This window comes from Candidatus Eisenbacteria bacterium (assembly GCA_005893275.1).
GTDB lineage: Bacteria > Eisenbacteria > RBG-16-71-46 > SZUA-252 > SZUA-252 > WS-7.
On sequence record VBOW01000002.1, the window covers coordinates 1 to 24,906 of the forward strand.

Below are 24,906 nucleotides of genomic sequence, written 5' to 3' on the forward strand. Positions count from 1 at the left end.
TCGGACACTCTGGCTTCACAGGGGTCTCGATGTGGATCGATCCCAGGAACGACGCCTACTTCGTGCTCCTCACGAACTCGATCCACGCGGGCGGCCACAAGGATCTGAAGGCATTTCGCTCGCAGGCCGCCACCCTCGCGGCGCAAGGGCTGGGGATCTGAGACGCGGTTCGGGTTGAGCCGGAGCCGAAATCGGCGCATAATAGTAGTGGGGGTACCTCAAAAAACCGCGCCTCGCCGGCTCCGCAGCCTTCCACGCGGTCCGGCACGCGTTCAGCGGATCAGGGCCCGCAGGTGGGGAGCCGAACCCCAGGGGCCTCCCCCACGGAGGCTTCCCATGGCCAGCAAGCCGATGACTGCCGAAATGCACCCGGGGCCAGGCTTTCGAATCCGGAAAACCATCGCCCGACCGACCGCAGAATTGGTCGCGGCCATCGGCGAGTTCCAGACGGCGGTCATATCCGACGGACTCAACCGCCTCTATACGATGTCGCCGGCGATCCGATGCCTCACCCCGGGGCGCCAGCGTATTCTGGGCCCGGCCTGCACGGTCAAGGTCTTCCCGGGCGACAACCTCATGGTTCACAAATCGCTCGACATTGCGGCCCCGAACGACGTCGTCGTCGTGGACGCGGGCGGCTCCTCGATGAACGCGGTCCTGGGCGACCTGGTTTGCACCAAGGCGAGGCACCGCGGCCTCGCCGGATTCGTCGTCGACGGGTACATCCGCGATCTCGCAGGCGTCCTGACCCTGGGCTACCCGGTCTATGCCCGGGGGGCGACGCCGATCGGTCCCCTCCATCGGGGCCCCGGCGAGATCAACCACCCCATCCAGTGCGGTGGCGTTGTCGTCCATCCTGGGGACATCATCGTCGGCGACGAGAGCGGCGTCGTCGTCGTTCCACGGGAGTACGCCGCGCTCCTCGTGCGGCGCCTTCGCGAGCGACAGAAAGCCGAAGCGGACTACGTGGCGGCCGTCGCGCGCGGCCAGTTCTCCAACGCGTGGGTGGACCGGATCCTCGCCGAGGGGGGCTGTGAAATCGAGGAGTCGTAGGCGAGGATTGCCGGGGGGTATCCACGTGAACGGCCCTGGTCCGGCTCCATGGGCCCTGGAGCTCCGCCGCTCGGGCGCCTGGATCATGCTGAAGCTCCGCGAGCGCCGCGGCGCCCTCCGGGGCCGCATGGATCAGGCTCGAAACACCCTATACGGCGCGTTGTGGCGCGAATCAGCTCGGATCGTCGGGGCCGAGCTGAGCGAGCTGACCGACGGATTCTACGAAATCAGGCGGGGCGATCGTGTGACACGTGTCTGGCAAAGCCTTGTTCCGCTCGATGACCCCGTTACGCTCCGCATCGCGGCAAACAAGCCTCTCGTGCACGGTCTCCTGTCGGCGCGGGGTTTGCCGGTTCCGCGCCACCGTGCCTTCTCGTTGGCGACGATCGGCGACGCAATTCAATTCCTGGACGAGGTGAAGACGGACTGTGTCGTCAAGCCGGCGGCCGGCACCGGGGCCGGGGCCGGCGTGACGACGCGTGTCCGGACGCGGCGTGACCTCGTTCACGCGGCGGTCTTCGCTTCTGCCCTCGACCGCCAGCTCTTGATCGAGCGGCAGCACCCCGGCGAGAGCTACCGGCTCCTCTACCTGGACGGCGAGCTTCTGGACGCGGTCCGGCGGCGTCCGCCCCACGTCGTGGGAGACGGGCGGTCGACGGTGCGGCAGCTGATCCACGCCGAGAACCGAAGGCGGATGGAGCGGGCGGGCGTCGCCTCCTCGTGGCTCATCTCCGTGGATCCTGATTGCCGCGCCACGCTGCGAAATCAGGGCTTCGGCCTTCGGAGCGTGGCACCGGCCGGCCTCTCGCTCGCGGTCAAGACCGTCCCCAACGAGAACAGCGAGTCCGAGAACGAATGCGTGACGACGCAGCTCGGACCAGGATTGACGGAAGAGGGCGCTCGCGCCGCGACATGTCTCGGCGTGCGGCTTGCGGGGGTGGATGTCCTCACGGCTTCCCTGGGGGCCTCCCTGGCCGAATCCGGCGGGATCATCAACGAGGTCAACACGACGCCGGGCCTCCATATGCACTGCCGACTCGGCGACCCCGGGCGCGGCGCGAGAGTGGCCGGTTTGGTGCTCGAGCGCCTCCTCGGGCGGGCCGACGGCGCCCGGGGCGCCGAGCGATGAGCGCGGCGATGCCTCCGGGGCTTCCGTCCGTGATCCTCATCGGAGGAAGCGCGGGTGCGCTCTCCATCGCGCGCAGCCTTCGCCCCCGCGGGGTCCGGGTCTATGCCATCGCCCCCAGGACCAGCCACCTCCGGTTCTCACGCCATTCCCAGTGGATCCCCCTGCCGAAAGCGGAGGATCGACAAACGCAATGGCTCGACTTCCTGATGCAGAGGGCCGGCGAAGAGCTCAGGGGGGCCGTGGTGATCCCGTGCGAGGACGACGGCCTCGAGCTGGTCGCGCGCCGCCGGAGCGATCTCGAGCGGCGCTACGTCCTGATCGAGGCGAACGACGCGATCCTGCTCGCGCTGCTCGACAAGGAGGCGACCTACGCCCTGGCGCGGGAAGCCGGGGTTCCCGCGCCGCGGATCTGGCCGGTGCGGAGCGTGGAGGAGGCGGCTTCCCTCCGCGACCTGACCTATCCCTGCGCCGTGAAGCCCAGGCACTCCCACCGCTTTCAAAGACACTTCCCCTTCCACAAGCTCCTCGTGACGCGCAACCGCGACGGGCTCCTCGACGCGCTCGGACTGGTTTTCGGGCGGGGGCTCGAGGTCTTCATCACGGAGATCATCCCCGGTCCGGAGGACGCGTATCGAAGCTACTTCACCTATATGGACGAGTCGGGTGAACCGCTCTTCCACTTCACGAAGAGGAAGATTCGGCAGTTTCCGAACGGGTGCGGGCTCGGGACCTATCACGTGTCCGATTGGAATCCCGATGTCATCACGCTCGGGCTGCAGTTCCTGCGCGGGGCCCGGCACCGCGGCATGGCCAACGTGGAGTTCAAGCAGGATCCGCGCGACGGCCAGCTCAAGCTGATCGAGTGCAATCCCAGGGTCGTCTTTATCAACGAGCTTCTCCGGCTGAGCGGCATCGATCATTCCCTCTTGGTCTACAACCGACTGGTCCATCGGGCCCTCCCGCCGCTGGGCACCTACAAGGTCGGCGTCCATGTTCTCCGGCCGGTCGATGACTTCCGTGCGTTTCGCGTCGCGCACCGCCGGGGCGAGCTGAGCTGGTCTACGTGGGCCCGGAGTCTTCTGCGTCGCCAACAACTGTTGGTGTTCCGTTGGACCGATCCGTGGCCCACCCTGGCCCGCTTGGGACTGGGACTGAGGAGCCGCGCCGTGCGGATCGCCTCCCGCATCCTCCCCCTACGCGGCGCGCCCGACGCGACGCAGAGGTGGCCCGAAATAGTGTGAGTTCCCGTCGGAGGCCATGACTCCGCTACGCGTCATATCGGCGGAGCACGATCGCTTCGCGAAGGAGGTCCTCGTGGCGGCCGGCGCCGACGACGGGGAAGCGGCGGTCGTGTCCGGGGCGCTTCTCTGGGCGGGTCTCCGGGGGCTCCATCTCTGGGCCCTCGACCGTCTGCCGATCCTGGCGCTGCGCCTTCGACGTGGGCTGATCCGGTCGCCCGCCCGGATGACCTGGGAGGCCTTCGCCCCCGCCGCGCACCGTCTGGACGCGGACAACGGGTTCGGGCAGCTCGCGGGGAGCGTCGCGATGGACCGGGCGATCCGGACGGCCAGAACGGAGGGCATCGGCTTCGTGGTGGTGCGCCGCAGCAACCACTACGGCGCTGCCGGCTACTACGGCGCGCGAGCCGCCGAGGCGGGCCTGCTCGGGATCACCGGCACGAATGCCTTTCCGAAGGTGGCTCCCCACGGAGGAACGAAGCCGGTCCTGGGAACGAACCCGATCGCCTTCGCCTGCCCCACGCGAGGCGGCGGGCCGATTCTGGTCGACTTCTCGACGGCGGCTCTGAGCGGCGGCGCGGTGCGAGACGCGCGAAAGAAAGGTGAGCCCTTACCCGCCGGCTGTGCCCTGGACGCGGCGGGGATGCCGACGCAGGATCCCGCCGCGGCCGAGCTGGGGGGCATGCTCCCCGCGGCCGGGCCCAAAGGGTTCGGGCTCGGGATCGTGGTGGAGATCTTGAGCGGGCTTCTTTCCGGGGGGGCCTTTGGTCACGAGGTGGGCTCGCTCTTTCATACGTGGGACCGGCCGGCCGATGTCGGGCACTTCTTCCTCGCGATCGAAATCGAGCGCTTCATGCCGGCCGATGAATTCCTGACGCGAGTGGATCGGCTTCTCACATGGATCGCGGCTTCGCCGGCGCAGGACGTTTCATCGCCTGTGCGCGTGCCGGGGGCGCGCCGCCAGGAGTACCTGATGGCCTACGCGAGCCAGGGAATACCCATCGAGGACGAGATCAGGCGATCCCTGGACGAGCTCGCGCGGGACCTGGGCGTCGCGCCCCTCCGCGGAGAGTCGGACATCGCGGGGTAGAAACCCAAATCAGAATTGTGCTTTTTCCGTCGAGCCCTGGAGCGCCACCGTCGAGGAGCTCCCTCCCGTGATGACCTGGATCACCTGATCGAAGTAACCGGTGCCGACCTCGCGCTGGTGCCGGGTGGCCGAATATCCGTGGGCTTCCGAGGCGAACTCCGCCTCCTGAAGCTCGGAGTAGGCCGCCATGCCCCGTTCGCGGTACGCGCGCGCCAGCTCGAACATGCTGTGATTCAGCGCGTGGAACCCCGCGAGGGTCACGAACTGGAATCTGTATCCCATCGCGGCAAGCTCTCGCTGGAACTTCGCGATGGTCGCGGGATCGAGCTTGGCCTTCCAGTTGAACGAAGGCGAGCAGTTGTAGGCGAGCATCTTGCCCGGGAAGCGGGCGTGCACCGCCTCGGCGAACTCGCGCGCCTCGCGGAGATCGGGCGTGGAGGTCTCGCACCAGAGGAGATCGGCGTAGGGCGCGTAGGCCAATGCGCGCGCGATCGCGCACGATAGCCCGCCCCGAATCCGGTAAAACCCCTCCGCGGTCCGCTCCCCTGTCAAAAACTCGCGGTCGCGCTCGTCCACGTCGCTCGTCAAGAGCTTCGCGCTGTCGGCGTCGGTCCGCGCGACGATGATCGTCGGGACGTCCAGGACGTCCGCCGCGAGCCTCGCCGCGACCAAGGTGCGGATGAACGCGCCGGTCGGGATGAGCACCTTGCCGCCCAGGTGGCCGCATTTCTTCTCCGAGGAGAGCTGATCCTCGAAGTGGACCCCGGCGGCGCCGGCTTCGATCATTCCCTTCATCAGCTCGAACGCGTTGAGCGGGCCACCGAAACCCGCCTCCGCGTCGGCGAGGATGGGCGCGAGCCAGTGGCGTCCGGCGTGTCCGTTCGGGCCGCCGTTTCCCTTCCCCCGCTCCATCGCCTCCGCATGCTCGATCTGATCCGCGCGAAGGAGCGCCTGGTTGATGCGGCGGACGACGCTGGGGACGCTGTTCGCCGGGTAGAGGCTCTGGTCGGGATAGGTCTGCCCGGCAAGATTGGCGTCGGCCGCGACCTGCCAGCCGCTCAGGTAGATCGCGTCGAGCCCCGCCTTCACCTGCTGCACCGCCTGGTTTCCGGTCAGCGCCCCCAACGCCGCGACGTATTCTTGCGTGGTCAGGAGGTCCCAGAGCCTGAGCGCCCCAAGCCGCGCGAGCGTGTGCTCGACGCGCACCGTGCCGCGGAGCCGCGCGACATCCTCCTCGGAGTAAGGCCGCGTAATGCCGTCCCATCGGCCCTTCGATGTAGGCCCGGCCTTCACGGTGCGGCCGTTCGTATTCTTCTTTTCAGGAGCGGTTCGGTTCCAGGTTTGTCGCCTTGTGCGCGTTGTCAACATGCGGGCTTCTCCTCTGGCTGGGGCGATCTTGTTCGTGCTCATCGTGATTGTTCCTAGGCGGACTCGACGGAGCCGCGATCCAAAGCTTGATATGCGGGGAGCGTCAGGAAATTCTCGAGCGATTGCGCGGTGGAAATCCGCTCGAAGAGCGCGCGGGCTTCGCCGAAGCGTCCCGCCTCAAACCGGGAGGACCCCACCTCCCGCTCGATCGTCTTCATCTCGTCGTCGACGACAGCGCCGATCAGCTCCGGCGTCACCCGGCGGCCGTCTTCGAGCGCCACGCCGTGGCGAAGCCACTGCCATACCTGGGCGCGCGAGATCTCGGCCGTGGCGGCGTCCTCCATGAGCGAGTAGAGCGGGACGCATCCCGACCCGCGCAGCCAGGATTCGATGTATTGGATTCCGACCCTGACGTTGAGCCGCAACCCTTCCTCCGTCCTCGTGCCTTGAGGTACACGCAAGAGGTCCGCGGCGGTCGCGCGAACGTCCTCACGGAGCCGCTCGAGCTGATTCGGACCCTTCATGTGCGCCTCGAAGACTTCACGCGCGACCGGCACCAGACCCGGATGCGCGACCCACGTTCCGTCGTGGCCGTCACGCACCTCGCGGAGCTTGTCCGCGCGGACCTTCTCCAGAGCCGCCTTGCTCCGCGCTTCATCGTTCTTGATCGGGATCTGGGCGGCCATCCCGCCCATGGAATGGACGCCGCGCCGGTGGCAGGTGCGCACGGCCAGCTGCGTGTAGGCGCGCATGCAGGGCTGCTCCATCGTCACCTGGGAGCGGTCGGGCAGCACCGCGGCGGGATCGTGCTGGCGCGTCTTGATGAAGCTGAAGATATAATCCCACCGTCCGCAGTTGAGCCCGGCCGAGTGCTCTCGCAGCTCATAGAGGATCTCGTCCATTTCGAAGACCGCGGGGAGAGTCTCGATCAGCACCGTCGCCTTGATCGTGCCGCGTCCGATGCGAAGCGCTTCCTGCGCGTAGAGGAAGATGTCGTTCCAGATCCGCGCTTCGCGATGGCTTTCGAGCTTCGGGAGGTAGAAATAAGGTCCCGTTCCCCGGGCCAAGAGCTCGTGGGCGTTGTGAAAGAAATAGAGGCCAAAATCCAGGAGGCTCGCCGGAATCGGCCGTCCTTCAAAAGTGACGTGGCGCTCGGGGAGGTGGAGCCCGCGAGGGCGCACCAGGAGCACGGCGGTCTTCTCATGGAGACGGTATTGCTTGCCCGTGGAAGGATCGTCGAAGGAGAGCCGTCGGCGAACCGCGTCGCGGAGGTTGAGCTGCCCTTCGATGAGGTTATCCCAGGTCGGGGAATTCGCGTCCTCGAAATCCGCCATGAAGAGATCGGCGCCCGAGTTGAGCGCGTTGATCACCATCTTCCGGTCGGTCGGCCCCGTGATCTCCACCGTCCGTCGCGTGAGGTCTCGCGGGATCGGGGCGACGCGCCATGCGCCTGCCCGGATCGGCTCTGTTTCCGCCAGGAAATCGAGCGGCTCCCCGCTCGCGATACGCAGCAGGCGCTGGTCGCGATTTTTCAGCGCCTCTTCTATCCGCGGCGCGAAGCGACGCGCGAGCTCTTCCAGAAAGACGAGCGCTTCCGCGTTCAGAACCTGCTCGAATCCCGCCCTCACGCGCGCTTCGATCGCGAGCGCCCGCGCTGGGGGTGCGTTCCGAATTGCCATGTACACATATTAACATCCAAACAGCGGATCAACAATAAGTATCTGTAAAATAATTAGTTAAGATGGTAACAGTTAGTTAAATGTTGCTGTAAATAGTTAAAATCAGTAAAATCCAAGAATGCGGTCCATCCAGCACTTAGGAAAACGGATCCGAGCCCTGCGGCTCAGGGAAAGCCTGACGCAGACCGCGATGGCGGAGCGGCTCGGTGTATCCACGAGCTATCTCAATCTCATCGAGCATGACCGCCGGCCGGTCAGCGCCAATCTCCTGATCAAGTTGGCGCAGTTCACGGACCTCGACCTCAAATCCTTCGCCCCTGGAGAGGACACCAAGCTCGCCGCCATCCTGATGGAGGTGTTCGGCGATCCGGTCTTCGAGGGGAACGCTCCCTCGGAGTCCGAGACCCGCGAATTCGTCGCTTCGAACCCCGAGGTCGCCCGCGCGGTGCTCCACCTCCATCACTCGTTCGTCGAAACCCGCGGCTCCGCCGCGACGCTCGCCGCGCAGGTCCTGGATCGGCAGGACCTCACGGGCATCGACCGGGGCGGGATGGCCTCGGAGCAGGTGACCGATCTGATCCAGCGTTATCGAAACCACTTCCCGGAGCTGGAGGCCCAGGCGGAGCGGCTGTGGAAGGACGCCCGCCTCGAGGGAGAGGATCTCTTCGGTTCCCTGGCTCGCTATTTGGAGTCGAAGCACAGGGTCGACGTCCAGGTGCTCAAGGTGGGCGAGATGGGGTCGGCCGTACGCCGCTTTGATCCGGAGCGCCGCAAGCTCCAGATCTCCGAAGTGCTCCGACGCGGGTCGCGCAATTTCCAGCTCGCCTACCAGATCGGGTTGCTCGACGGCTCCGACCTGATCGATCGCATCGCCCGCGAGCCCGAGCTCACCTCCGACGAAGCGCGCGCTTTATGCAGGGTTGCGCTCGCGAATTACTTCTCCGCCGCGGTGCTGATGCCCTACGAGGAATTCCTCCGAGCCGCCCAGCAGGAACGCTATGACCTCGATCTGCTCCAGCATCGATTCCGAGCCAATTACGAGCAGGTCTGCCACCGCCTCACGTCTTTGCAGAAGAGGGGGGCGGAGGGGGTTCCCTTCTACATGGTCCGCATCGACATCGCCGGCAACATCTCCAAGAAGTTCAGCGCCATCGGGCTCCACTTTCCGCGGTTCGGCGGCCTGTGCCCTCTTTGGAACGTGCACGCGGCCTTCCTCCGTCCCAACGTCATCCGGGTCCAGATCTCACGCCTTCCGGACGGAAGAACCTTCTTTTCCATCGGCCGCACGATTCGCAAGCACCGTGGCGGATTCCATGCGCCCGAGATCCTCTACGCCATCGAGCTGGGTTGCGACATCGATTCGGCGCGCCAGCTCGTCTACGCGGATGGGATGGACCTCTCCAATCCGGCCGGCGTGATTCCGGCGGGGATCACCTGTCGCCTCTGTGAGCGGCTTGATTGCGGGGCGCGCGCGTTCCCATCGATGCACAACCCTCTCCGGATCGACGAGAATGTGCGCGGCATTTCGTTCTACGCCCCGGCCCAGGAGGAGCAGCCGTGACCCCGAGATCCGCACGCCACGTTTTCACGATCGCGCTCCTCTTCGCCGGGGCCCACGCGCCGCCCGCGGGCGCGAGTCCGGCCGTGTCCGCGGCGCCCCTGCCCGCGGCGGATCCCCCATTCGGGTCCTATTGGCACGACGGGAAGGCCGAGCTGGACGGGTACCGCTACAGCGTGACCCGTTACGGGCAGCTCCGTCGCGGACAATGCGCCGCGATCTACGTCACCGAGCCCTTCAGCCGCTCGAAGCGGGTCAAAGTGGATGACGCCTCCCGAAATCCCAAAGATACGTTCGACGTGCTCAAGCTGAACCTGATCCGCGACTTCCAGACCGGAATTTACGATTACAACACGATGACCTCCCTTTTCGTGCGAAGCGAGGATTTCGACCCGGTGAAAGCCTCCTTCGCGAGCATGGAGTGGTGCGGGAACGTCTACGAGGAGCTACGCGTCGACCCGGGGCTCGTAAGCCAGAGGCTCTCGAGCTACTTCGAGGACGAATCGACGAGCCAGGAAGTGCGGCACCCGAAGGGCGGACTCATGGAGGAGGAGCTCTTCATCCGGCTGCGCGGGCTTTCCGGAGACTATCTCCGGCCGGGTCAGGCCAAGACGGTGCCATTTCTGCCGAGCGCGTTCCGGAGACGGCTCACGCACCAGCCGCTCCGCTGGACCGACGCGCGCATCGAAAGGCTCGCCGCGGCGCGGGCGGTCACCGTCCCAGCCGGCCGGTTCATCTGCTTCGTCTATTCCGTGAAAATCCAAGACGGCCCCGAGGGGCTTTTTTTCGTCGATCGCGCCTACCCGCACCGCGTCGTGCGGTGGGAATGGAGGCAGGCGACGGGCGCCGGAACACACCTGTCGTCGGAGAGCAACGATTCCGGCGACCTCCAGGGATCGACCCGGACGAGCTACTGGAAGCTGCACGGCGAAGGGGACGAGCGCTATCTCAGGCGGCTCGGCCTGAACCCGGGGGGCCGGTAGCGGCGGGGCGGCCCGCGCGGCGCCCCCGGCTACTTCCTAGGAGACGCGGTCTCCGCGCCGGGAGGCAACGCAGGCGGCTGAAACGGGATCACCCAGCCCGCGACCGCCGGGACGCGCCGGGCGGGGGTCTGCGCGTCCCGAAGGGAAAACCCGAAAAGCTGGGCCACCGTGTAGAGCACCAGAGCGACGCCGGTGATCGGGAGCGTCAGGGCCAACAAGTAGCGGACTCCGACCCCTCGTATGCTCGAATGACGCAGACGCGAGGATTCGGCGGTCTGGGCTCCTTTGCTCGGACGCGGCACACAGGAAGATTCGGCAGCCGGGGCCGCTTTCTTGAATCCGCTAGGGCGCCTTCGGGTGGGCGCGATCCACGACCACGTTCCCGCCCTTCATCACCCAGCGAACGCGCTCGATGACCGCGCGGATATCGGCTGTCGGGTCCCCTTCGACCGCAACGAGGTCCGCGTAGTAGCCCGGCGCGACGGCGCCCAGCTCCTTCTCCATGCCGAGGAGGGCGGCGCCGTTCGTCGTCGCGGTCGCGAGCGCCTGCGCGGGGGTCATTCCGGCCTTCACGAACCAGCCCAGCTCGCGCGTATTCTCGCCGAACATCGTGAAGACCGCGTCCGAACCCATCGCGATCCTGACCCCCGCTTTGATCGCACGGCGCACGGTTTCCAGATTTCGGGAGCGATACGCGTCGAGCCGCGCGGCCACGGAGTCGCTGTACCCGAACGCCTCCCTGTTCTCGGCGTAGTAGCGGTTGTGATCGACCGTCGGCACGTAGTAGACACCGCGCCGCGCCATCTCGCGAAGGGTCGCATCGTCCAGGTCGATCGCGTGCTCCACGGACGTCGCCCCGGCCCGGACCGCATCGCGGGCGCCGTCCGGCCCGTAGGAATGGATTGCGACCCGCTTGCCGCGCTGGCGCGCGATATCCACCGCCGCCTTCATCTCCTCGAAGGTGTAGGTCTGGTATCCGGTCACGTCGTCGGCGCTGCCCGTCGAGCCATAGATCTTCACGACATCGGCTCCGGCCGCGATCTGCTGCCTCGTCGCCCGCATGACCTGCTCGACGCCGTCCGCCAGGCCCCCGGCGGGAGGCAGCGGCGCGTCCTGATACGGGGTGTACGTGGGGAAGAGGCCGTACCCGGCCACGAACATCCGCGGTCCCGTCATCGCGCCCCGGTTGATGAGGTCGCGCATGGCGATGTCCATGTACTGAAACGATCCCAGGTCGCGCACGGTGGTCACGCCGGCCTCGAGCGTCCTCCGCGCGTTTTCCTGAGCCAGAAACATCGTCTGCATCGGCGGCCGCGCGTTGAGCTCAGCCCACGGCCTCGTACCGGGCGTCCGGTCCCAGTAGTAGGTCATGTGGGTATGCGCGTCGATCAGGCCGGGAATGCCGGTAAAGCGGGCGAGGTCGATCCGCTCGGCGTCGTCCGGAACCTTCGCGGCCGTGTAGGAGCAGACCGACCGGACGCGATCCCCTTCGACAACGACCAGGGCGTCCGTGAGCGTATGACCCTTGCCGTCGATCAGCTTCTCGAAGTGGATCGCCTTGACGCGGGCCGTGGATGGCGCTGGAGACGGTTGCGCGGTCGAAACCGCGGAGAGAGAGGGCGCGGCTCCCAGTGCGGTCGCGACGAGAACGCACCAGGCGCGGATGCCCACGCCCTAGCTCTCCTGCTCCTCGTACTTGGTCTTGAGGCGCGTGATGACGGCGGGGTCGGCGAGGGTGGTCGTGTCCCCGACGGCCTTGCCTTCGGCGATGTCGCGGAGCAGACGGCGCATGATCTTGCCCGAGCGGGTCTTCGGAAGATCCGCCGTGAACAGAATTTCCTCGGGGCGGGCGATCTTGCCGATCTTCTTCACGACGTGCTCCTTCAGCTCGTCCGCGAGATCGGCGCCGGAGTGCTTCCCTTCCTTGATCGTGACAAACGCCGAAATCGCGGTCCCTTTGAGATCGTGATTCCGGCCCACGACGGCGGCCTCCGCGACCGAAGGGTGATCCACGAGCGCGCTCTCCACCTCCATGGTGCTGATCCGGTGCCCCGCGACGTTCATGACGTCGTCCACCCGCCCCAGCAGCCAGAGATAGCCGTCCGCATCGCGCTTCGCGCCGTCCCCCGTGAAATAAACCCCCGGAAAGCGCGACCAGTACTGCTGTCGGTAACGCTCGGGATCGCCGTAAATGCCCCGCAGCATCGCGGGCCATGGACGCCGGAGCACCAGGTATCCGCCTCCGACCTTGACCGATTCCCCCTGCTCGTTCACGACGTCGGCTTCGATTCCGGGGAGCGGCCTCGTGGCGGACCCGGGCTTGAGAGCGGTGATCCCGGGGAGCGGCGAGATCAGGATCATGCCGGTCTCGGTCTGCCACCACGTGTCCACCACCGGGCAGTTGCCGCCGCCGATGTGCTCGTGATACCAGACCCAAGCCTCGGGGTTGATCGGCTCCCCCACCGTGCCGAGCAGCCTGAGCGAGACGAGCCTGTGCTTCTTGGGCCACTCGGTTCCCCACTTCATGAACGCGCGAATCGCGGTCGGAGCGGTGTAGAAGACCGTGACCGCCAGCTCCTCGCAGATCTGCCAGAAGCGGTCCTTGTCCGGCCAGTCGGGGGAGCCCTCGTACATCACGACGGTCGCCCCGTTGGCGAGCGGTCCGTAGACCACGTACGAATGCCCCGTCACCCACCCGATGTCGGCGGTGCACCAGAAGACGTCCTCCTCCTTGAGATCGAACACCCACTTCGTCGTGGCGTAGACCCCGGTGAGGTAGCCTCCGGTGGTGTGCACGATCCCCTTGGGTTTGCCGGTCGTGCCGGAGGTGTAGAGGATGTAGAGCATGTCTTCGGCATCCATCGGCTCCGGCCAGCAGTGGTCGGAGATGCCGTCCATGAGCCGGTGCCACCAATGGTCCCGGCCTTCGTTCATGTGGACCGCGAAGTCGCCTCGCTTCACGACGACGACGTGCTCGATCGTCGGCGCACCCTGGAGCGCTTCGTCCGCGTCGCGCTTCAGCGGCACGATCTGCCCGCGCCGCCATCCCCCGTCCGCGGTGATGAGCACTTTGGCCTGGGCGTCGTTGATCCGGTCGCGGAGCGCCTCCGCGCTGAATCCACCGAAAACGACGCTGTGCACCGCGCCGAGGCGCGAGCACGCGAGCATCGCGATCGGAAGCTCGGGCACCATCGGCATATAGAGCGCGACGCGGTCCCCCTTCGCGACGCCTAGCTTCCGAAGGGCGTTCGCGAACTTGTTCACCTCGCGATAGAGATCCCAGTAGGTGAGCGTGCGGCGGTCCCCGGGCTCCCCGACCCAGATGAGGGCCGCCTTGTTCCGGCGCGCGCCGCGGATGTGCCGGTCGAGGCAGTTATACGAGACGTTGAGCTTTCCTCCCGTGAACCACTTCGCGTCCGGCACCTTCCACTCGAGGACGCGGTTCCACGCGACGAACCAATCCAGCTCGCCGGCGACCTTGCCCCAGAATCCCTCGGGATCCGCGGCGGCCTGCGCGTAGATCGATTCGTCCCGGATGGTGGCTTTATCTCGGAACTCGTTCGACGAGTGGTAGGAACGACGCTCTTCCAGGAGCGCGTCGATGGCGGCCCTCGAGCCGGACCCGCTGGATGGATTCTTGCTCGCCATGGAGGGACCCCCGGAGTACTCGACAAACCCCGGCGCGCCGCGGAACGCCCGGAGGCGCCGCGGCGCCCGAAGCTACGCTGCGAATCGGTCTAGGAATCGCCCGGGCGTCTCACTCGCCCGGATGGGTGTCGGCGCATGCCCGGAGCGTGAAATCGCCCGCGGTACGAACCGAGACCGAGTTGATCTCATCCAGATCGTCCCCCACCCTCGAGTTGACGGTCGCGGTTCCGGCCGCGTTCCCCACATAGTGTCCAATCACGTCGTCCGCGGAGTAAGGCTCCAGCTCGCAGATATGGTTCTCGTAGTAAAGCGACAGGTACTCGGTGCCCGGCGTGAGCCCGGTCGCGTGCACCGTGATGATGGTTCCTCCCTTCGGCAGCCCTTCCAGGTTCACAAACCCACCGATGCCGGATCCGTTCACGGGCTGAAGCGATGCCTTGACGTGGCGGGAATGGGCGGGCGCCGCCCCCAGGACGAGAAAGGCAAGCGCGACTGATGCAGACACGATGATAAGCCTTCGCATACACGCCTCCTTGACGTACCCGGCCACCGGCTGGCCGGGTGGCGAGGTAATTCTACTGAACCCATCGCCATAGGAAGGCACCTTTCTTTCCACGGCCCATCAGGGCGCCGCCGCGTTCCTTTCCTCCGGTCGTGGATAACAGGCGAGGATCAAATGGAAGGTGTCGGGAGCTGCGTCCGACGCATGGGGCGGCGGGCTCGTCGTCCCGTACTTCATGGCGATGGATTGGATGGCTTCTTGAACATCATGCAGAAACGCTGCCCGCTCGACGGGCCTCGCGAGACGCACTTGCGCGGAAAACCCGAGCGAGGGGATCTCCCCCTGTTCCTCCTGGGCCAAGCGGCCGACATCCGCCTGCAGCTCTTCCGCGAGCGAGAGGACAAAACCCAGGCTCATCTGGTCGCGGGCCCGGCGCGCCCCGCCGATCTTCCCTACAAGCGTCGGAGAGAGCCAATACGAACGCGCGGTCGCGCGGTAGAGCCCCTCGGGGATCGCGCGCACCCGCCTCTCCTCCACCTTTTCGATCGCGCCCGCGCGTTCCAGGACTTTCACGTGGTAGTAGATTTTCTGCGGCGACTCGCCGAGCGAGTCCGCCAATTCGGTGCAGGTGCGGGGCTCGCCGGCGAGCCTCAAGAGCTCCATCCGGATTGGATTGAGGAGCGCTCCCGCCTGTTCCGTCTTCTCGATGAGCATTACGTCGCGCATTCCGTATCTCCAATGCAGGGCTATATTCAAACAATATTTATTGTACAATTTAATTTGTATATATGTCAAGCGCAAGCATTGGGGTCCGGACCCGAGCTCAGGCATCGCCCATGAGGACGCTCCAAACCGGCCCGGCATACCCCAGAATCCGCATCGCGAAGCCCTTTTCAACGTCAATAGATTGAGGTACAATCTCTGTGGACCCCAACATCTTGTGTTTTTTCTTGACGGCGTTCTCACCCCCTACGCTAGAGTGCGACCCCGGCTCCTGAGGGAGCCGCCGGCCGGGGACGGTCGGGCCGGGGGGCCGCAAGGGTGGCCATTAAGGGAGGCGGGCACTGCGCCAAGAGAGGGGAACGAGATGGAGAGGGAGCTGGGGTTGAGTGGGTTGGCGACTATGGAAGGAAGCACCGCAATGAGCGTCCAGGGTAAGCCGGAGTTCGGGGTCGAGAAGAGGGGCGGGCTCCGCTTTCCCCGGGTGTTCACCCGCGCGGGCTCACATCCCTTCGACGAGGTCGAGTGGGATCTGAGGACCGCGATCATATCCAATGAACAGGGCCAGGTTGTTTTCGAGCAGCGGGACGTCGAGTTCCCCAAGTTCTGGTCGCAGATGGCGACCAACGTCGTGGCCTCGAAGTATTTTCGCGGGCAGATGGGGACTCCCCAGCGCGAGCGCTCGGTCAAGCAGCTGATCGGGCGCGTGGTCCGATCCATCGCGGATTGGGGACGGAAGCAGGGCTATTTCGCGTCCGACCTCGACGCCCAGTCGTTCTCCGACGAGCTCACCTACCTGCTCCTCCACCAGAAGGCCTCCTTCAACAGCCCGGTCTGGTTCAACTGCGGCGTGGAGGCGAAGCCGCAGTGCTCGGCCTGCTTCATCAATTCGGTGGCCGACACGATGGAGGGGATCCTGAACCTTGCGAAGACCGAAGGGCTCCTCTTCAAATGGGGCTCGGGAACCGGAACGAATTTCTCCTCGCTCCGCTCTTCAAAGGAGCACATCCAGGGAGGCGGCACGGCCTCGGGGCCGGTTTCCTTCATGAAGGGGTTCGACGCGTTCGCCGGCGTCATCAAGTCCGGAGGCCGCACGCGCCGGGCCGCGAAGATGGTGATCTTGAACGTCGATCACCCGGACATCGTGGAATACATCAAGTGCAAGGCCGAGGAGGAGAAGAAAGCCTGGACGCTGATCGACTCGGGCTACAATCCCTCGCTCAACGGTCCCGCCTACTCCTCGATCTTCTTCCAGAACTCCAACAACTCCGTCCGCGTGACCGACGAGTTCATGCACGCGCTCGAAAAAGACGCCGCCTGGTCGACCAAGGCGGTCACGAATGGCGAGGTCATCGACACCTACCGGGCGCGCGACCTCATGCGCATGATCGCCGAGGCGGCGCACCAGTGCGGCGACCCCGGCATCCAGTTCGACACCACGATCAACGATTGGCATACAGTTCCAAACAGCGGACGTATCAACGCTTCTAACCCATGCTCGGAATACATGCACTTGGACGACTCCGCGTGCAATCTCTCCTCCCTGAACCTCATGAAATTCCTGCGCCCGGACAAGAGCTTCGACGCCGACGCTTACAAGCACGGCGTCGAGACCATGATCTTGGCCCAGGAAATCATCGTCGATAACGCGTCCTATCCCACGCCGGCGATCGAGCGGAACAGCCATGACTACCGGCCGCTCGGTCTGGGCTACGCGAACCTGGGCGCGCTCCTCATGTCGTGGGGAATCCCCTACGACAGTGACCAGGGGCGTGGGGTCGCGGCGGCTCTGAGCGCCCTCATGCACGGGCACGCGTACGCGACCAGCGCACGCATCGCCGCCGTGACGGGGCCCTTTCCCGGTTTCGCGAAGAACCGCGAGCCGATGCTGCGCGTCATCGCCAAGCATCGCTCGCACGTGGATCGAATCGACTCGCGCGCCCTGCCCCGCGACCTGATGGATGCGGTGCGGGCAACCTGGGAGGAGTGCGCGGCGCTCGGCGCCGAGTCCGGCTACCGGAACTCGCAGGTCACGGTGATCGCGCCCACCGGCACGATCGCCTTCATGATGGATTGCGACACGACCGGCATCGAGCCCGACATCGCCCTCGTGAAGTACAAGAAGCTCGCGGGAGGCGGGATGCTCAAGATCGTGAACAACACGGTGCCCGAGGCGCTGCGTCGTCTCGGCTACGGGGAGGATGCGGTGAATCGGATCGTGCAGTTCGTGGACGAGCACGAGACGATCGAAGGAGCGCCGGGGCTCAAGGAAGAGCACCTCCCCGTTTTTGATTGCGCCTTCAAGCCGAAGAGCGGAACCCGGACGATCCATCACATGGGCCACATCCGGATGATGGAGGCCGTGCAGCCGTTCGTCTCCGGCGCGATCTCCAAGACCGTGAATATGCCGGAGGCAGCGACGCCGCAGGATATCGCGGACGCCTATGTGGCCGCGTGGAAGGCGGGGCTCAAGGCGATCGCGATCTACCGTGACGGATCGAAGCGGAGCCAGCCGCTCTCGACCGGCAAGGAAGACCGGGGTGCGTCCCCGGCTCCGGCCGCGCAGCCGAGGCGGCGGAGGCTCCCGGACGAGCGGAAGTCGATCACGCACAAGTTCTCGGTTGCGGGCCACGACGGTTATCTCACCGTGGGCATGTACGAGGACGGCACGGCGGGTGAGATCTTCATCGTGATGGCCAAGGCGGGGAGCACGCTCTCCGGCGTGATGGATTCCTTCGCGACGGCCGTATCGTTGGGGCTCCAGCACGGCGTGCCGCTCCAGCTCTACGTGAACAAGTTCAGCCATGTGCGGTTCGAGCCTCACGGCTTCACGAAGAACCCGGATATACCGATCGCGAAGTCGATCGTCGATTATATTTTCCGCTGGCTCGGCGTCAAATTCCTGGGGTACGCGCCGGCGACCGTCGCGCACGAGGCCGCGAAGGAGGACCCACTCGAGGCGGGCGGCGTCCAGGCGGTCGCGGACACACAGCTCTCGCTCATCAACGGCGGGAACGGCCACGGCAACGAGGCGTTCGAGGACGACCGCTCCTTCGTCTCCCAGGCGGACGCGCCTCCCTGCTCCGACTGCGGCGCGATCATGGTGCGCCGCGGCGCGTGCTATTCGTGCCTGAATTGCGGAGCCACGAGCGGGTGCGCGTGAGGGACTCGGTCACGCCCTCTGGGTAAGACCCGCCGTCGACGTAGATCCATCCCGCCGGGGGCGCCCACTCTGTGGGTGCCCTCCGGCAGGCAGCTCTCGGCGGAATCCGGACCTCCCGCCAGGGTGTAGGATCCGCAAGACATGATTCGAGCATTCGTCTCCCCTTCCAGCCACAACCGGCTCCGGGCAGCTCTCGATTTCATCCGGGAACACGCGGGCAAGGCCGAGATCCTGGTACTCGGGGCGACCCGCGAGGCGGCCGACGATCTAGTCCGCGAGCTGACCCTGTCCCGCCGGGCCACGTTCGGGATCCAGAGGGCCAGCCCCTTACAGCTCGCCGCCCGTCTCGCGGTTCCAGCAATGACCGAACGGGGCTTGGCCCCGGCGACAGGTCTTGCCGTCCAGGCGGTGGCCACGCGAGCCGCCTTCGAGGTGCACGCGCGCCGCGAGCTGCGCACCCTTGCACCGGTGATCGAGTTCCCCGGATTTCCAGCGGCGCTGGCCGGGACCCTCCATGAGCTCCGGGGCGCGCGAATCCCTGCCGGTGAGCTCAAGAGTCCGGGCGCACAAGATCTTTCCCGAATCGTCTCCGTCTACGCCGAGAGGCTCGATCAGGATCTACTCTGCGATGCCTCGGCCCTCTATGAGCTGGCGACCCGGGCGCTGAACGAGAATCGGCCCGATGACCTACCGGAGGCCGTAGTACTCCTCGATGTCCCGATTCAGACCGTCGTGGAACGCGATTTTCACCGGGCGCTGCTCGGCCGGGCGCGTCATGCGATCGCGACCGTGCCGAAGAACGACGAGGAGACACTGGAAGCGCTCCTCGCGCTGGGCGCGGAGCGCCAAGACGACACGCCGGCCGCCGGGGCCGTCGACCGGCTGCGCGCGCACCTCTTTTCGGTGAGCGCCCCGCCGCGAGGTCAAGCAGACGACAAGGTGCAGTGGTTTTCCGCCCCGGGCGAAGCCCGGGAGTCGATCGAGATCGCCCGGCGCATTCTCGACGTCGCGGCCCAGGGGGTCCCCTTAGACCGCATCGCCGTGTTCCTGAGAAACCCCGAAGCCTACGTCGATCATCTTGTCGCGGCCTTCCGGCGTGCCTTCGTTCCGGCCTACTTCGATCGGGGAGCGCGCCGCCCGGACCCCGCCGGTCGCGCGTTCCTGGCGCTTCTCGCTTGCCGCTCGGAGGGGCTATCCGCCCGGCGCTTCGCCGAATACCTGTCGTTCGGGCAGGTGCCCGATCCGGATCCGGACGGCGCGCCACCGAGCGACGGCCCGGAGTGGACTCCGGCGGCCGAGGAAGTGCTCGCCACCGCCGCTCCGCTACGAGCGCAACAGACATCCCTGTTCGAGGAGCGCGAAGTCCAGCCTCCACCGGGCCCGCCGGACGCCGATGAGCGTCCTGTTCTCGCAGGAACCCTGAGGGCGCCGTGGAAATGGGAGGAGCTTCTGGTCGAGGCCGCGGTCATCGGGGGGCGCTCACGCTGGGAGCGACGACTGCGCGGGTTGAGAAGAGAGCTCGAGTTGAAGCGTGACACTCTCCGCGTCCAGGAGCGCGATCCAGGTCCGCTCGCCGGCGTGGAGCGTGACCTGACGCAGCTAGGTCACCTGGAGCGATTCGCCCTTCCTGTGATCGAGGTGTTGGATTCCCTACCCGCCTCGGCGGCCTGGGGGGAATGGCTGGATGCCCTGGCTCAGCTCGCGCCCCGGGTCCTGCGTCGCCCCACGCGCGTCCTCGAGCTTCTGGCCGAGCTCCGCCCCATGGCATCGGTCGGTCCGGTCGGCATCGAGGAGGTGCAGGTGGTCCTGCAACCCCGGCTGGCCTCGCTCGAGAACGACTCGCCCGCGCACCGGTTCGGGCGGGTGTTCGTCGCCTCCCCCGAAGGAGGGCGTGGCCGGAGCTTCGACGTTGTGTTCATCCCGGGTCTTGCGGAGCGCTCCTTCCCCTTCCCGGTTCGCGAGGATCCGCTCCTTCTCGACCGCGTCCGTGAGGAAAGCGCTCCATCCCTTCCCCGCAAGGAACGGCGCGTACAGCGCGAGCGCCTGCGTCTCCTACTTGCGGTCGGCGCGGCCGAACGACGCGTCGTCTTCTCATATCCACGAATCGACACCGCCGAGGGACGCCCTCGCGTACCCTCCTTCTACGGACTCGACCTCGTCCGCGCGGTGACCGGCGATCTCCCGGAGCCGGAGCAATTCGCGCGGGACGCAGCGGCCTCCGGCGCGGCGCGGCTTGCCTGGCCGGCGCCTGAGGATCCCGAGCGGGCGGTCGACGCGGCCGAGCACGACCTTGCCGTGATCGGCGACCTGTTCCGGCGCTCGGACGACGGTGCGACCCGCGGCCGGGCTCGCTACCTGTTCGGGCTCAACCCGCACTTGGCGCGATCGCTTCGCGCCCGCCGTGCCCGGTGGCGGCACGTGTGGGAGCCGCACGACGGTCTGGTTCGGACCACTCCCCAGATCGCCGATGCCCTGGCCGCGAACTCACCGGAGCATCGTGTCTATTCCGTAACCGGGCTCGAGCGCTACGCGACGTGCCCCTACAAGTTTCTGCTCGGAACGATCCATCGGCTTGAGCCGCGGGAAGAACCCACCGCGATCATCCAGCTCGACCCGATGCTTCGCGGCAGCATCATCCATGAGGTCCTGGCGGAGACGATCCGCGCGCTCGAGAAGTCGGGGCTCCTCCCTCCCGCAGCCGAACGGCTCGACCAAGCCACAAAAGTCCTCGACGCCACGCTCCATCGCGTGAGCTCGCGTTGGCGCGAGGATCTTGCCCCAGCGATCCCCCGGGTTTGGGAGGACGAGATGCGCGAGATACGGATCGACGCGCGGCGATGGCTGGGGCGGCTCGTCGATGAAGCGCGGCAGTGGGAACCGCTTCATGTCGAATACCAGTTCGGCTTCGGAACGCCGGCGAACGGCGCGGCGGGACATCCCGAGCCGGCCGCGATCGACGGGAGCTGGAGGCTGCACGGCGCTGTCGACGCCATCGACGTTGCGACCGATGGGAGCGCGCTCCGGATCACGGACTACAAGACCGGAGCGAACCATTTCCCGCGCGAGGCCGTCCTGGCCGGCGGCCGAATGCTGCAGCCTATGCTCTACGCGCTTGCGGTAGAGTGGATGCTGCATCGCCCCGTGCGACAGGCGCGCCTCGATTTTTGCACGACCCGGGGAGGCTTCACGACCCTGCCTGTCGAGATCGGACCCTACCAGCGCTCCCAAGCGGCGCTCGCGCTCACGATCATCAACGAAGCGATCTCCAAAGGGCTCCTGCATCCGGCGCCGCTGGATGGCGCTTGCGCCTTCTGCGATTTTCGCTCGGTATGCGGCCCCACCGAGCAGAGTCGCTGGCACGTCAAGGATCGTGCTCCGCTGGAGCCGCTATTCGAGCTGCGGGGTCTGCAATGACTCCGCGCACCCCACCTTCGCTTCGTCTCGTCCCTTCCCCGAAGAGCGCTTCCCCCAAGGGCCTCGAAGACGCGGCCCAGCGCGAACGGATCGTGTCCGAGCTCGACCGGAACGTGGTCATCGAGGCTGCCGCCGGAACCGGAAAGACTACGGAGCTGGTCCATCGCATCGTCGCGGTGCTCGCACGCGGGCGGACAACGGTGGACCGCATCGTGGCCATGACCTTTACGGAGAAGGCGGCAGGCGAGATCAAGCTTCGGATCCGCGCGGGGCTGGAGCTCGCGCGCAAGAATGCGCCAGCCGGGAGCGACGAATACCCGAGGCTCGAGCATGCGATCGCGCACCTCGAGGAGGCCTGGGTGGGCACCATCCACGGGTTCTGCGCGGAGATCCTTCGCGAGCGCGCCGTGGAGGCCGCCGTCGACCCCGCGTTTCAAGTCCTCACCGAGCGGCATTCGGAAGAGATGTTCGCGCGCTCCTTCCGGGGTTGGTTCGAGCGCGTATTGGAGAATCCACCACCAGGAATTCGTCGAAGCCTGAGACGGAAGGCCCAGCGTCGAGGAGAGGGGCCGATCGAGGGTTTGCGGGTCGCGGCTTGGCGGCTCGCCGAATGGCGTGACCTCTCTTCGCCGTGGCGACACGAGGCGTTCGATCGCGATGCCGAGCTCAAGACCGTGCTGGAGCGGCTCCACTCGCTCGCGGACCTGAGCGTTGGGCCCGCCGATCCCAAGGATCTCCTCTACCTCGACCTGGAGCCCGCGCGCGCGCTGAGTCGCGATCTCCGCGCGGTGGAGGCCGCCGGGCTTCTGGATCGCGATCAGGTCGAGGCTGAGATCGTCGCACTCCCCCGTCGTTCCGTGGCCGACAAGGTAACGTTCGCCAAGGCGCGTCGTGGCCGAACGACGCGCTACAGCGCGACCGTCGACCGGTCCACGATCCTGAACGCCCACGCCGAATTGATCGAGGCCATTGAGACATTCGCGCGACGCGCCAACGCCGACCTCGCCACCTTGCTTCAGGCCGAGCTCATGGGAGCGCTGGATGCGTACGAAGAGATGAAACGCCGTCATGGCAGGCTCGACTTTCTCGACTTGCTCGTGCGGGCTCGAGATCTGGTTCTCCGGAAGGACATTCGGGTCGAGTTTCAGGAGCGCTTCTCGCACTACTTCATCGACGAGTTTCAGGACACGGACCTCCTGCAAGCCGAGATCCTGCTCCTGCTCGTCTCGGCCGATCCCAACGAGACGCTCTGGGAGCGCGTGCATGCCAGGCCGGGTAGCCTGTTCGTTGTCGGCGATCCGAAGCAAGCGATCTACCGATTCCGCCGGGCCGACCTGGGCGTCTACGAGCGGGTGAAGGGACAGCTCGAGGGCGCGGGAGCGCTTTTCATTCAACTGACGTCGAGCTTTCGCGCCGTTCCCGATCTGCAGGCAGCGGTGAACCGAGCCTTCGTATCGCGCCTGGACGGCGATCTCGATAGCCAGCAGGCCGCCTACGTGCCTCTCACCCCGGTGCGGCCGGCTCACGAGCTACAGCCCGCGCTCATCGTGATCCCGATTCCCGGGACTCGCGGCGAGCGATCCATCACGCGGGATCTGCTCGAGAGCGTGCTTCCGGCCGCGATCGGGTCGTTCCTGGGCTGGCTGCTCGGCGAGAGCGGTTGGACGGTCACCGAGCGCGATCGGGACGGTCCGGTTCCCGTCGAGGCGCGGCACGTCTGCATTCTGTTCCGTCGCTTCTCCGAGGAGGTCACACGTCCCTACGTCGCTGAGCTGGACGCGCGCCGCGTCCGCCATCTCCTGGTCGGCGGCCGATCCTTCCACGCGCGCAGCGAAGTGGAGGCGATGCGCACCGCGCTCACCGCGCTCGAGTGGCCCGACGATGAGCTCTCGGTTTTCGCGACGCTTCACGGGCCTCTCTTCGCGATCGGCGATGAGGAGATCCTCGAGTACCGGCACCGGTATGGTCGTTTGCACCCGTTCCGGCTGCCGAGCGGTTCGATTCCCGAGCGGCTCGAGCCGATCACCGGCGCGCTGACTCTCTTGGCAGACCTGCATCGGAGCCGCAACGCGCGGCCGGTCGCGGATACGATTCACGCGCTGCTCGAGAGCACGCGGGCGCACGCCGGCTTCGCGTTCCAGCCCTCCGGGGAGCAGGTCTTGGCGAACGTATTGCATTTGACCGAGTGCGCGCGCGCCCACGAGCGCGCCGGAGGGCTTTCGTTCCGGAGTCTCGTCGCCCGGCTGGACGCCGATGCGGCATCCAATGCGCGGGAAGAGGCCCCGATTCTCGAGGAAGGCAGTGAAGGCGTTCGGTTGATGACGGTGCACAAGGCAAAGGGTTTGGAATTTCCCGTGGTCATCCTAGCCGACTACACCGCGTCGATGACCTGGCAGAACACGGAACGGCACGTCGACTCGAGCCGCCGCCTGAGCGCGCTCACCCTGGCGGCGTGTGTTCCATGGGAGCTTCACCAGCACCAGGACACGGAGCAACGCCGGGAGCTGGCCGAGGCACAGCGGCTCACCTACGTGGCGGCCACACGAGCCCGCGATCTCCTCGTCGTTCCGGCGGTCGCGGAGCAGCGTTGGGGAGAAGGCAAGCAAACCGCGGACGGGAAATGGCTCTACATGCCGTGGTGGATCTCGCCATTGAACGACGCGATCTATCCCAATCCGGGCACGCGACCCGAGCGACCGACCGGCTGCCCCAATCCAGAGACGATCCAGGATCCCGATGGGTCAGCGGGTGGAATCGCACCGGGCCGCTACGCGATGGGTGGTTACGGCGTCGTGTGGTGGCCGACCTTGCGGACGGAGCGCCGCCCTCCCGTGGGAGTGCTTCATCCGGAGCTTCTGGATCCCGCCGTCGACGCGGCGGTCATGAAGAGCGACGAGCGCCGGCATCGCGACTGGCTGGAGCGGCGGATGAGCCTGGTCGGGCGCGCGGCGATCCCTCACCTCGTTCCCGTGCCCGCGACGAAGCGCGCGAAGGAAAGTCCGACCTCGAAGCCGCGCGACGAGGAGCCTACGGTCGAGGTCCTGACACCGGCCCGGCAGCCCGGCCGCCCTGCCGGAGTTCGGTTCGGGTCCCTGATGCACGCGGTGCTCGCGACGGTTCCTCTCGACGCGGACGCCTCGACGACTTCCGATACGTGCGCCCTTCAGGCGCGAATCTTCGGTGCGACCGCCGAAGAACGGGAGGCGGCGGAGAAACTTGCGGCGGAAGTGCTTGGCTACGAGATCATGGACCGAGCGCGGGCGGCCGCAAAATCAGGTCGATGCCGCCGCGAGATACCCTTGACCCTGCGCGACCACGATGGAGTCATTGTCGAGGGCCAGGCCGATCTCGCGTTCGAGGA

General features: G+C 66.5%; 16 protein-coding genes. 9 read left to right on the plus strand and 7 right to left on the minus strand.

All coding sequences use genetic code 11. The features are described from left to right. Positions 1–336: 336 nt before the first annotated feature. From E6K76_00145 to E6K76_00160, 4 genes are read left to right on the plus strand one after another with little or no spacing between them, the layout of a single operon-like run. The gene (locus E6K76_00145) at positions 337–1,053 is read left to right on the plus strand and encodes an RraA family protein (protein TMQ60987.1); all 717 of its coding nucleotides are present in this window, start codon (positions 337–339) and stop codon (positions 1,051–1,053) included. Positions 1,054–1,078: 25 nt separating this feature from the next. Beyond that, positions 1,079–2,182, plus strand: coding sequence for a cyanophycin synthetase (locus E6K76_00150; protein ID TMQ60988.1), 1,104 nt, complete (start codon positions 1,079–1,081; stop codon positions 2,180–2,182). Continuing rightward, positions 2,179–3,423, plus strand: a complete 1,245-nt coding sequence (locus E6K76_00155) for a hypothetical protein (protein ID TMQ60989.1) — start codon at positions 2,179–2,181, stop codon at positions 3,421–3,423. Before E6K76_00150 ends, E6K76_00155 begins: the two co-directional genes overlap by 4 nt. Before the next feature lie 16 nt (positions 3,424–3,439). Next, complete coding sequence (locus tag E6K76_00160) at positions 3,440–4,510, plus strand: Ldh family oxidoreductase (GenBank protein TMQ60990.1); 1,071 nt, start codon at positions 3,440–3,442, stop codon at positions 4,508–4,510. Positions 4,511–4,519: 9 nt separating this feature from the next. Here E6K76_00160 and aceA read toward each other — a convergent pair whose 3' ends face one another. Next, positions 4,520–5,878 (minus strand): isocitrate lyase, encoded by a 1,359-nt coding sequence (gene aceA / locus E6K76_00165; GenBank protein TMQ60991.1) that lies wholly within the window; start codon positions 5,876–5,878, stop codon positions 4,520–4,522. A gap of 53 nt (positions 5,879–5,931) precedes the next feature. Continuing rightward, positions 5,932–7,557 carry a malate synthase A gene (gene aceB, locus E6K76_00170; protein ID TMQ60992.1) on the minus strand — a complete coding sequence of 542 codons (1,626 nt, stop codon included), beginning with the start codon at positions 7,555–7,557 and terminating at the stop codon, positions 5,932–5,934. A 118-nt stretch (positions 7,558–7,675) separates the two neighbouring features. Between aceB and E6K76_00175 the strand changes: the two genes are divergently transcribed. Together E6K76_00175 and E6K76_00180 are read left to right on the plus strand one after the other, a co-directional pair. Further along, a complete protein-coding gene (locus E6K76_00175) occupies positions 7,676–9,118 on the plus strand; it encodes an ImmA/IrrE family metallo-endopeptidase (protein TMQ60993.1) in 1,443 nt (480 codons plus the stop codon). Further along, a complete protein-coding gene (locus E6K76_00180) occupies positions 9,115–10,098 on the plus strand; it encodes a hypothetical protein (protein ID TMQ60994.1) in 984 nt (327 codons plus the stop codon). Before E6K76_00175 ends, E6K76_00180 begins: the two co-directional genes overlap by 4 nt. Before the next feature lie 29 nt (positions 10,099–10,127). Here the strand turns inward: E6K76_00180 and E6K76_00185 are convergent, their stop codons facing one another. The 5 genes from E6K76_00185 to E6K76_00205 all read right to left on the minus strand — a co-directional run bounded on the left by E6K76_00185 (position 10,128) and on the right by E6K76_00205 (position 14,974). Beyond that, the gene (locus E6K76_00185) at positions 10,128–10,313 is read right to left on the minus strand and encodes a hypothetical protein (GenBank protein TMQ60995.1); all 186 of its coding nucleotides are present in this window, start codon (positions 10,311–10,313) and stop codon (positions 10,128–10,130) included. A 127-nt stretch (positions 10,314–10,440) separates the two neighbouring features. Continuing rightward, a complete protein-coding gene (locus tag E6K76_00190; protein TMQ61002.1) occupies positions 10,441–11,730 on the minus strand; it encodes an amidohydrolase family protein in 1,290 nt (429 codons plus the stop codon). A gap of 42 nt (positions 11,731–11,772) precedes the next feature. After that, positions 11,773–13,746, minus strand: a complete 1,974-nt coding sequence (acs, locus tag E6K76_00195) for an acetate--CoA ligase (GenBank protein TMQ60996.1) — start codon at positions 13,744–13,746, stop codon at positions 11,773–11,775. A 109-nt stretch (positions 13,747–13,855) separates the two neighbouring features. Further along, complete coding sequence (locus E6K76_00200; protein ID TMQ60997.1) at positions 13,856–14,269, minus strand: hypothetical protein; 414 nt, start codon at positions 14,267–14,269, stop codon at positions 13,856–13,858. A 99-nt stretch (positions 14,270–14,368) separates the two neighbouring features. Beyond that, the gene (locus E6K76_00205) at positions 14,369–14,974 is read right to left on the minus strand and encodes an ArsR family transcriptional regulator (GenBank protein ID TMQ60998.1); all 606 of its coding nucleotides are present in this window, start codon (positions 14,972–14,974) and stop codon (positions 14,369–14,371) included. Positions 14,975–15,335: 361 nt separating this feature from the next. Here E6K76_00205 and E6K76_00210 point away from each other — a divergent pair, with 361 nt between their 5' ends. The 3 genes from E6K76_00210 to E6K76_00220 all read left to right on the plus strand — a co-directional run. Continuing rightward, the gene (locus E6K76_00210; protein TMQ60999.1) at positions 15,336–18,131 is read left to right on the plus strand and encodes a vitamin B12-dependent ribonucleotide reductase; all 2,796 of its coding nucleotides are present in this window, start codon (positions 15,336–15,338) and stop codon (positions 18,129–18,131) included. A gap of 141 nt (positions 18,132–18,272) precedes the next feature. Then, positions 18,273–21,545: a PD-(D/E)XK nuclease family protein gene (locus tag E6K76_00215; GenBank protein ID TMQ61000.1), complete on the plus strand. Its 3,273-nt coding sequence runs from the start codon at positions 18,273–18,275 to the stop codon at positions 21,543–21,545. Beyond that, positions 21,461–24,906 (plus strand): ATP-dependent deoxyribonuclease subunit A (locus E6K76_00220; protein TMQ61001.1); only part of this gene is annotated, 3,446 nt, incomplete at its 3' end. The genes E6K76_00215 and E6K76_00220, both read left to right, overlap by 85 nt.

Excerpts from the sequence above, each read along its gene's own strand:
- E6K76_00145 (TMQ60987.1), top strand. The coding sequence starts at position 337 with ATGGCCAGCAAGCCGATGACTGCCGAAATGCACCCGGGGCCAGGCTTT.
- E6K76_00155 (TMQ60989.1), top strand. The coding sequence starts at position 2,179 with ATGAGCGCGGCGATGCCTCCGGGGCTTCCGTCCGTGATCCTCATCGGA.
- E6K76_00160 (TMQ60990.1), top strand. The coding sequence starts at position 3,440 with ATGACTCCGCTACGCGTCATATCGGCGGAGCACGATCGCTTCGCGAAG.
- aceA (TMQ60991.1), bottom strand. The coding sequence starts at position 5,878 with ATGTTGACAACGCGCACAAGGCGACAAACCTGGAACCGAACCGCTCCT.
- aceB (TMQ60992.1), bottom strand. The coding sequence starts at position 7,557 with ATGGCAATTCGGAACGCACCCCCAGCGCGGGCGCTCGCGATCGAAGCG.
- E6K76_00175 (TMQ60993.1), top strand. The coding sequence starts at position 7,676 with ATGCGGTCCATCCAGCACTTAGGAAAACGGATCCGAGCCCTGCGGCTC.
- acs (TMQ60996.1), bottom strand. The coding sequence starts at position 13,746 with ATGGCGAGCAAGAATCCATCCAGCGGGTCCGGCTCGAGGGCCGCCATC.
- E6K76_00200 (TMQ60997.1), bottom strand. The coding sequence starts at position 14,269 with ATGCGAAGGCTTATCATCGTGTCTGCATCAGTCGCGCTTGCCTTTCTC.
- E6K76_00205 (TMQ60998.1), bottom strand. The coding sequence starts at position 14,974 with ATGCGCGACGTAATGCTCATCGAGAAGACGGAACAGGCGGGAGCGCTC.
- E6K76_00210 (TMQ60999.1), top strand. The coding sequence starts at position 15,336 with ATGGAGAGGGAGCTGGGGTTGAGTGGGTTGGCGACTATGGAAGGAAGC.
- E6K76_00215 (TMQ61000.1), top strand. The coding sequence starts at position 18,273 with ATGATTCGAGCATTCGTCTCCCCTTCCAGCCACAACCGGCTCCGGGCA.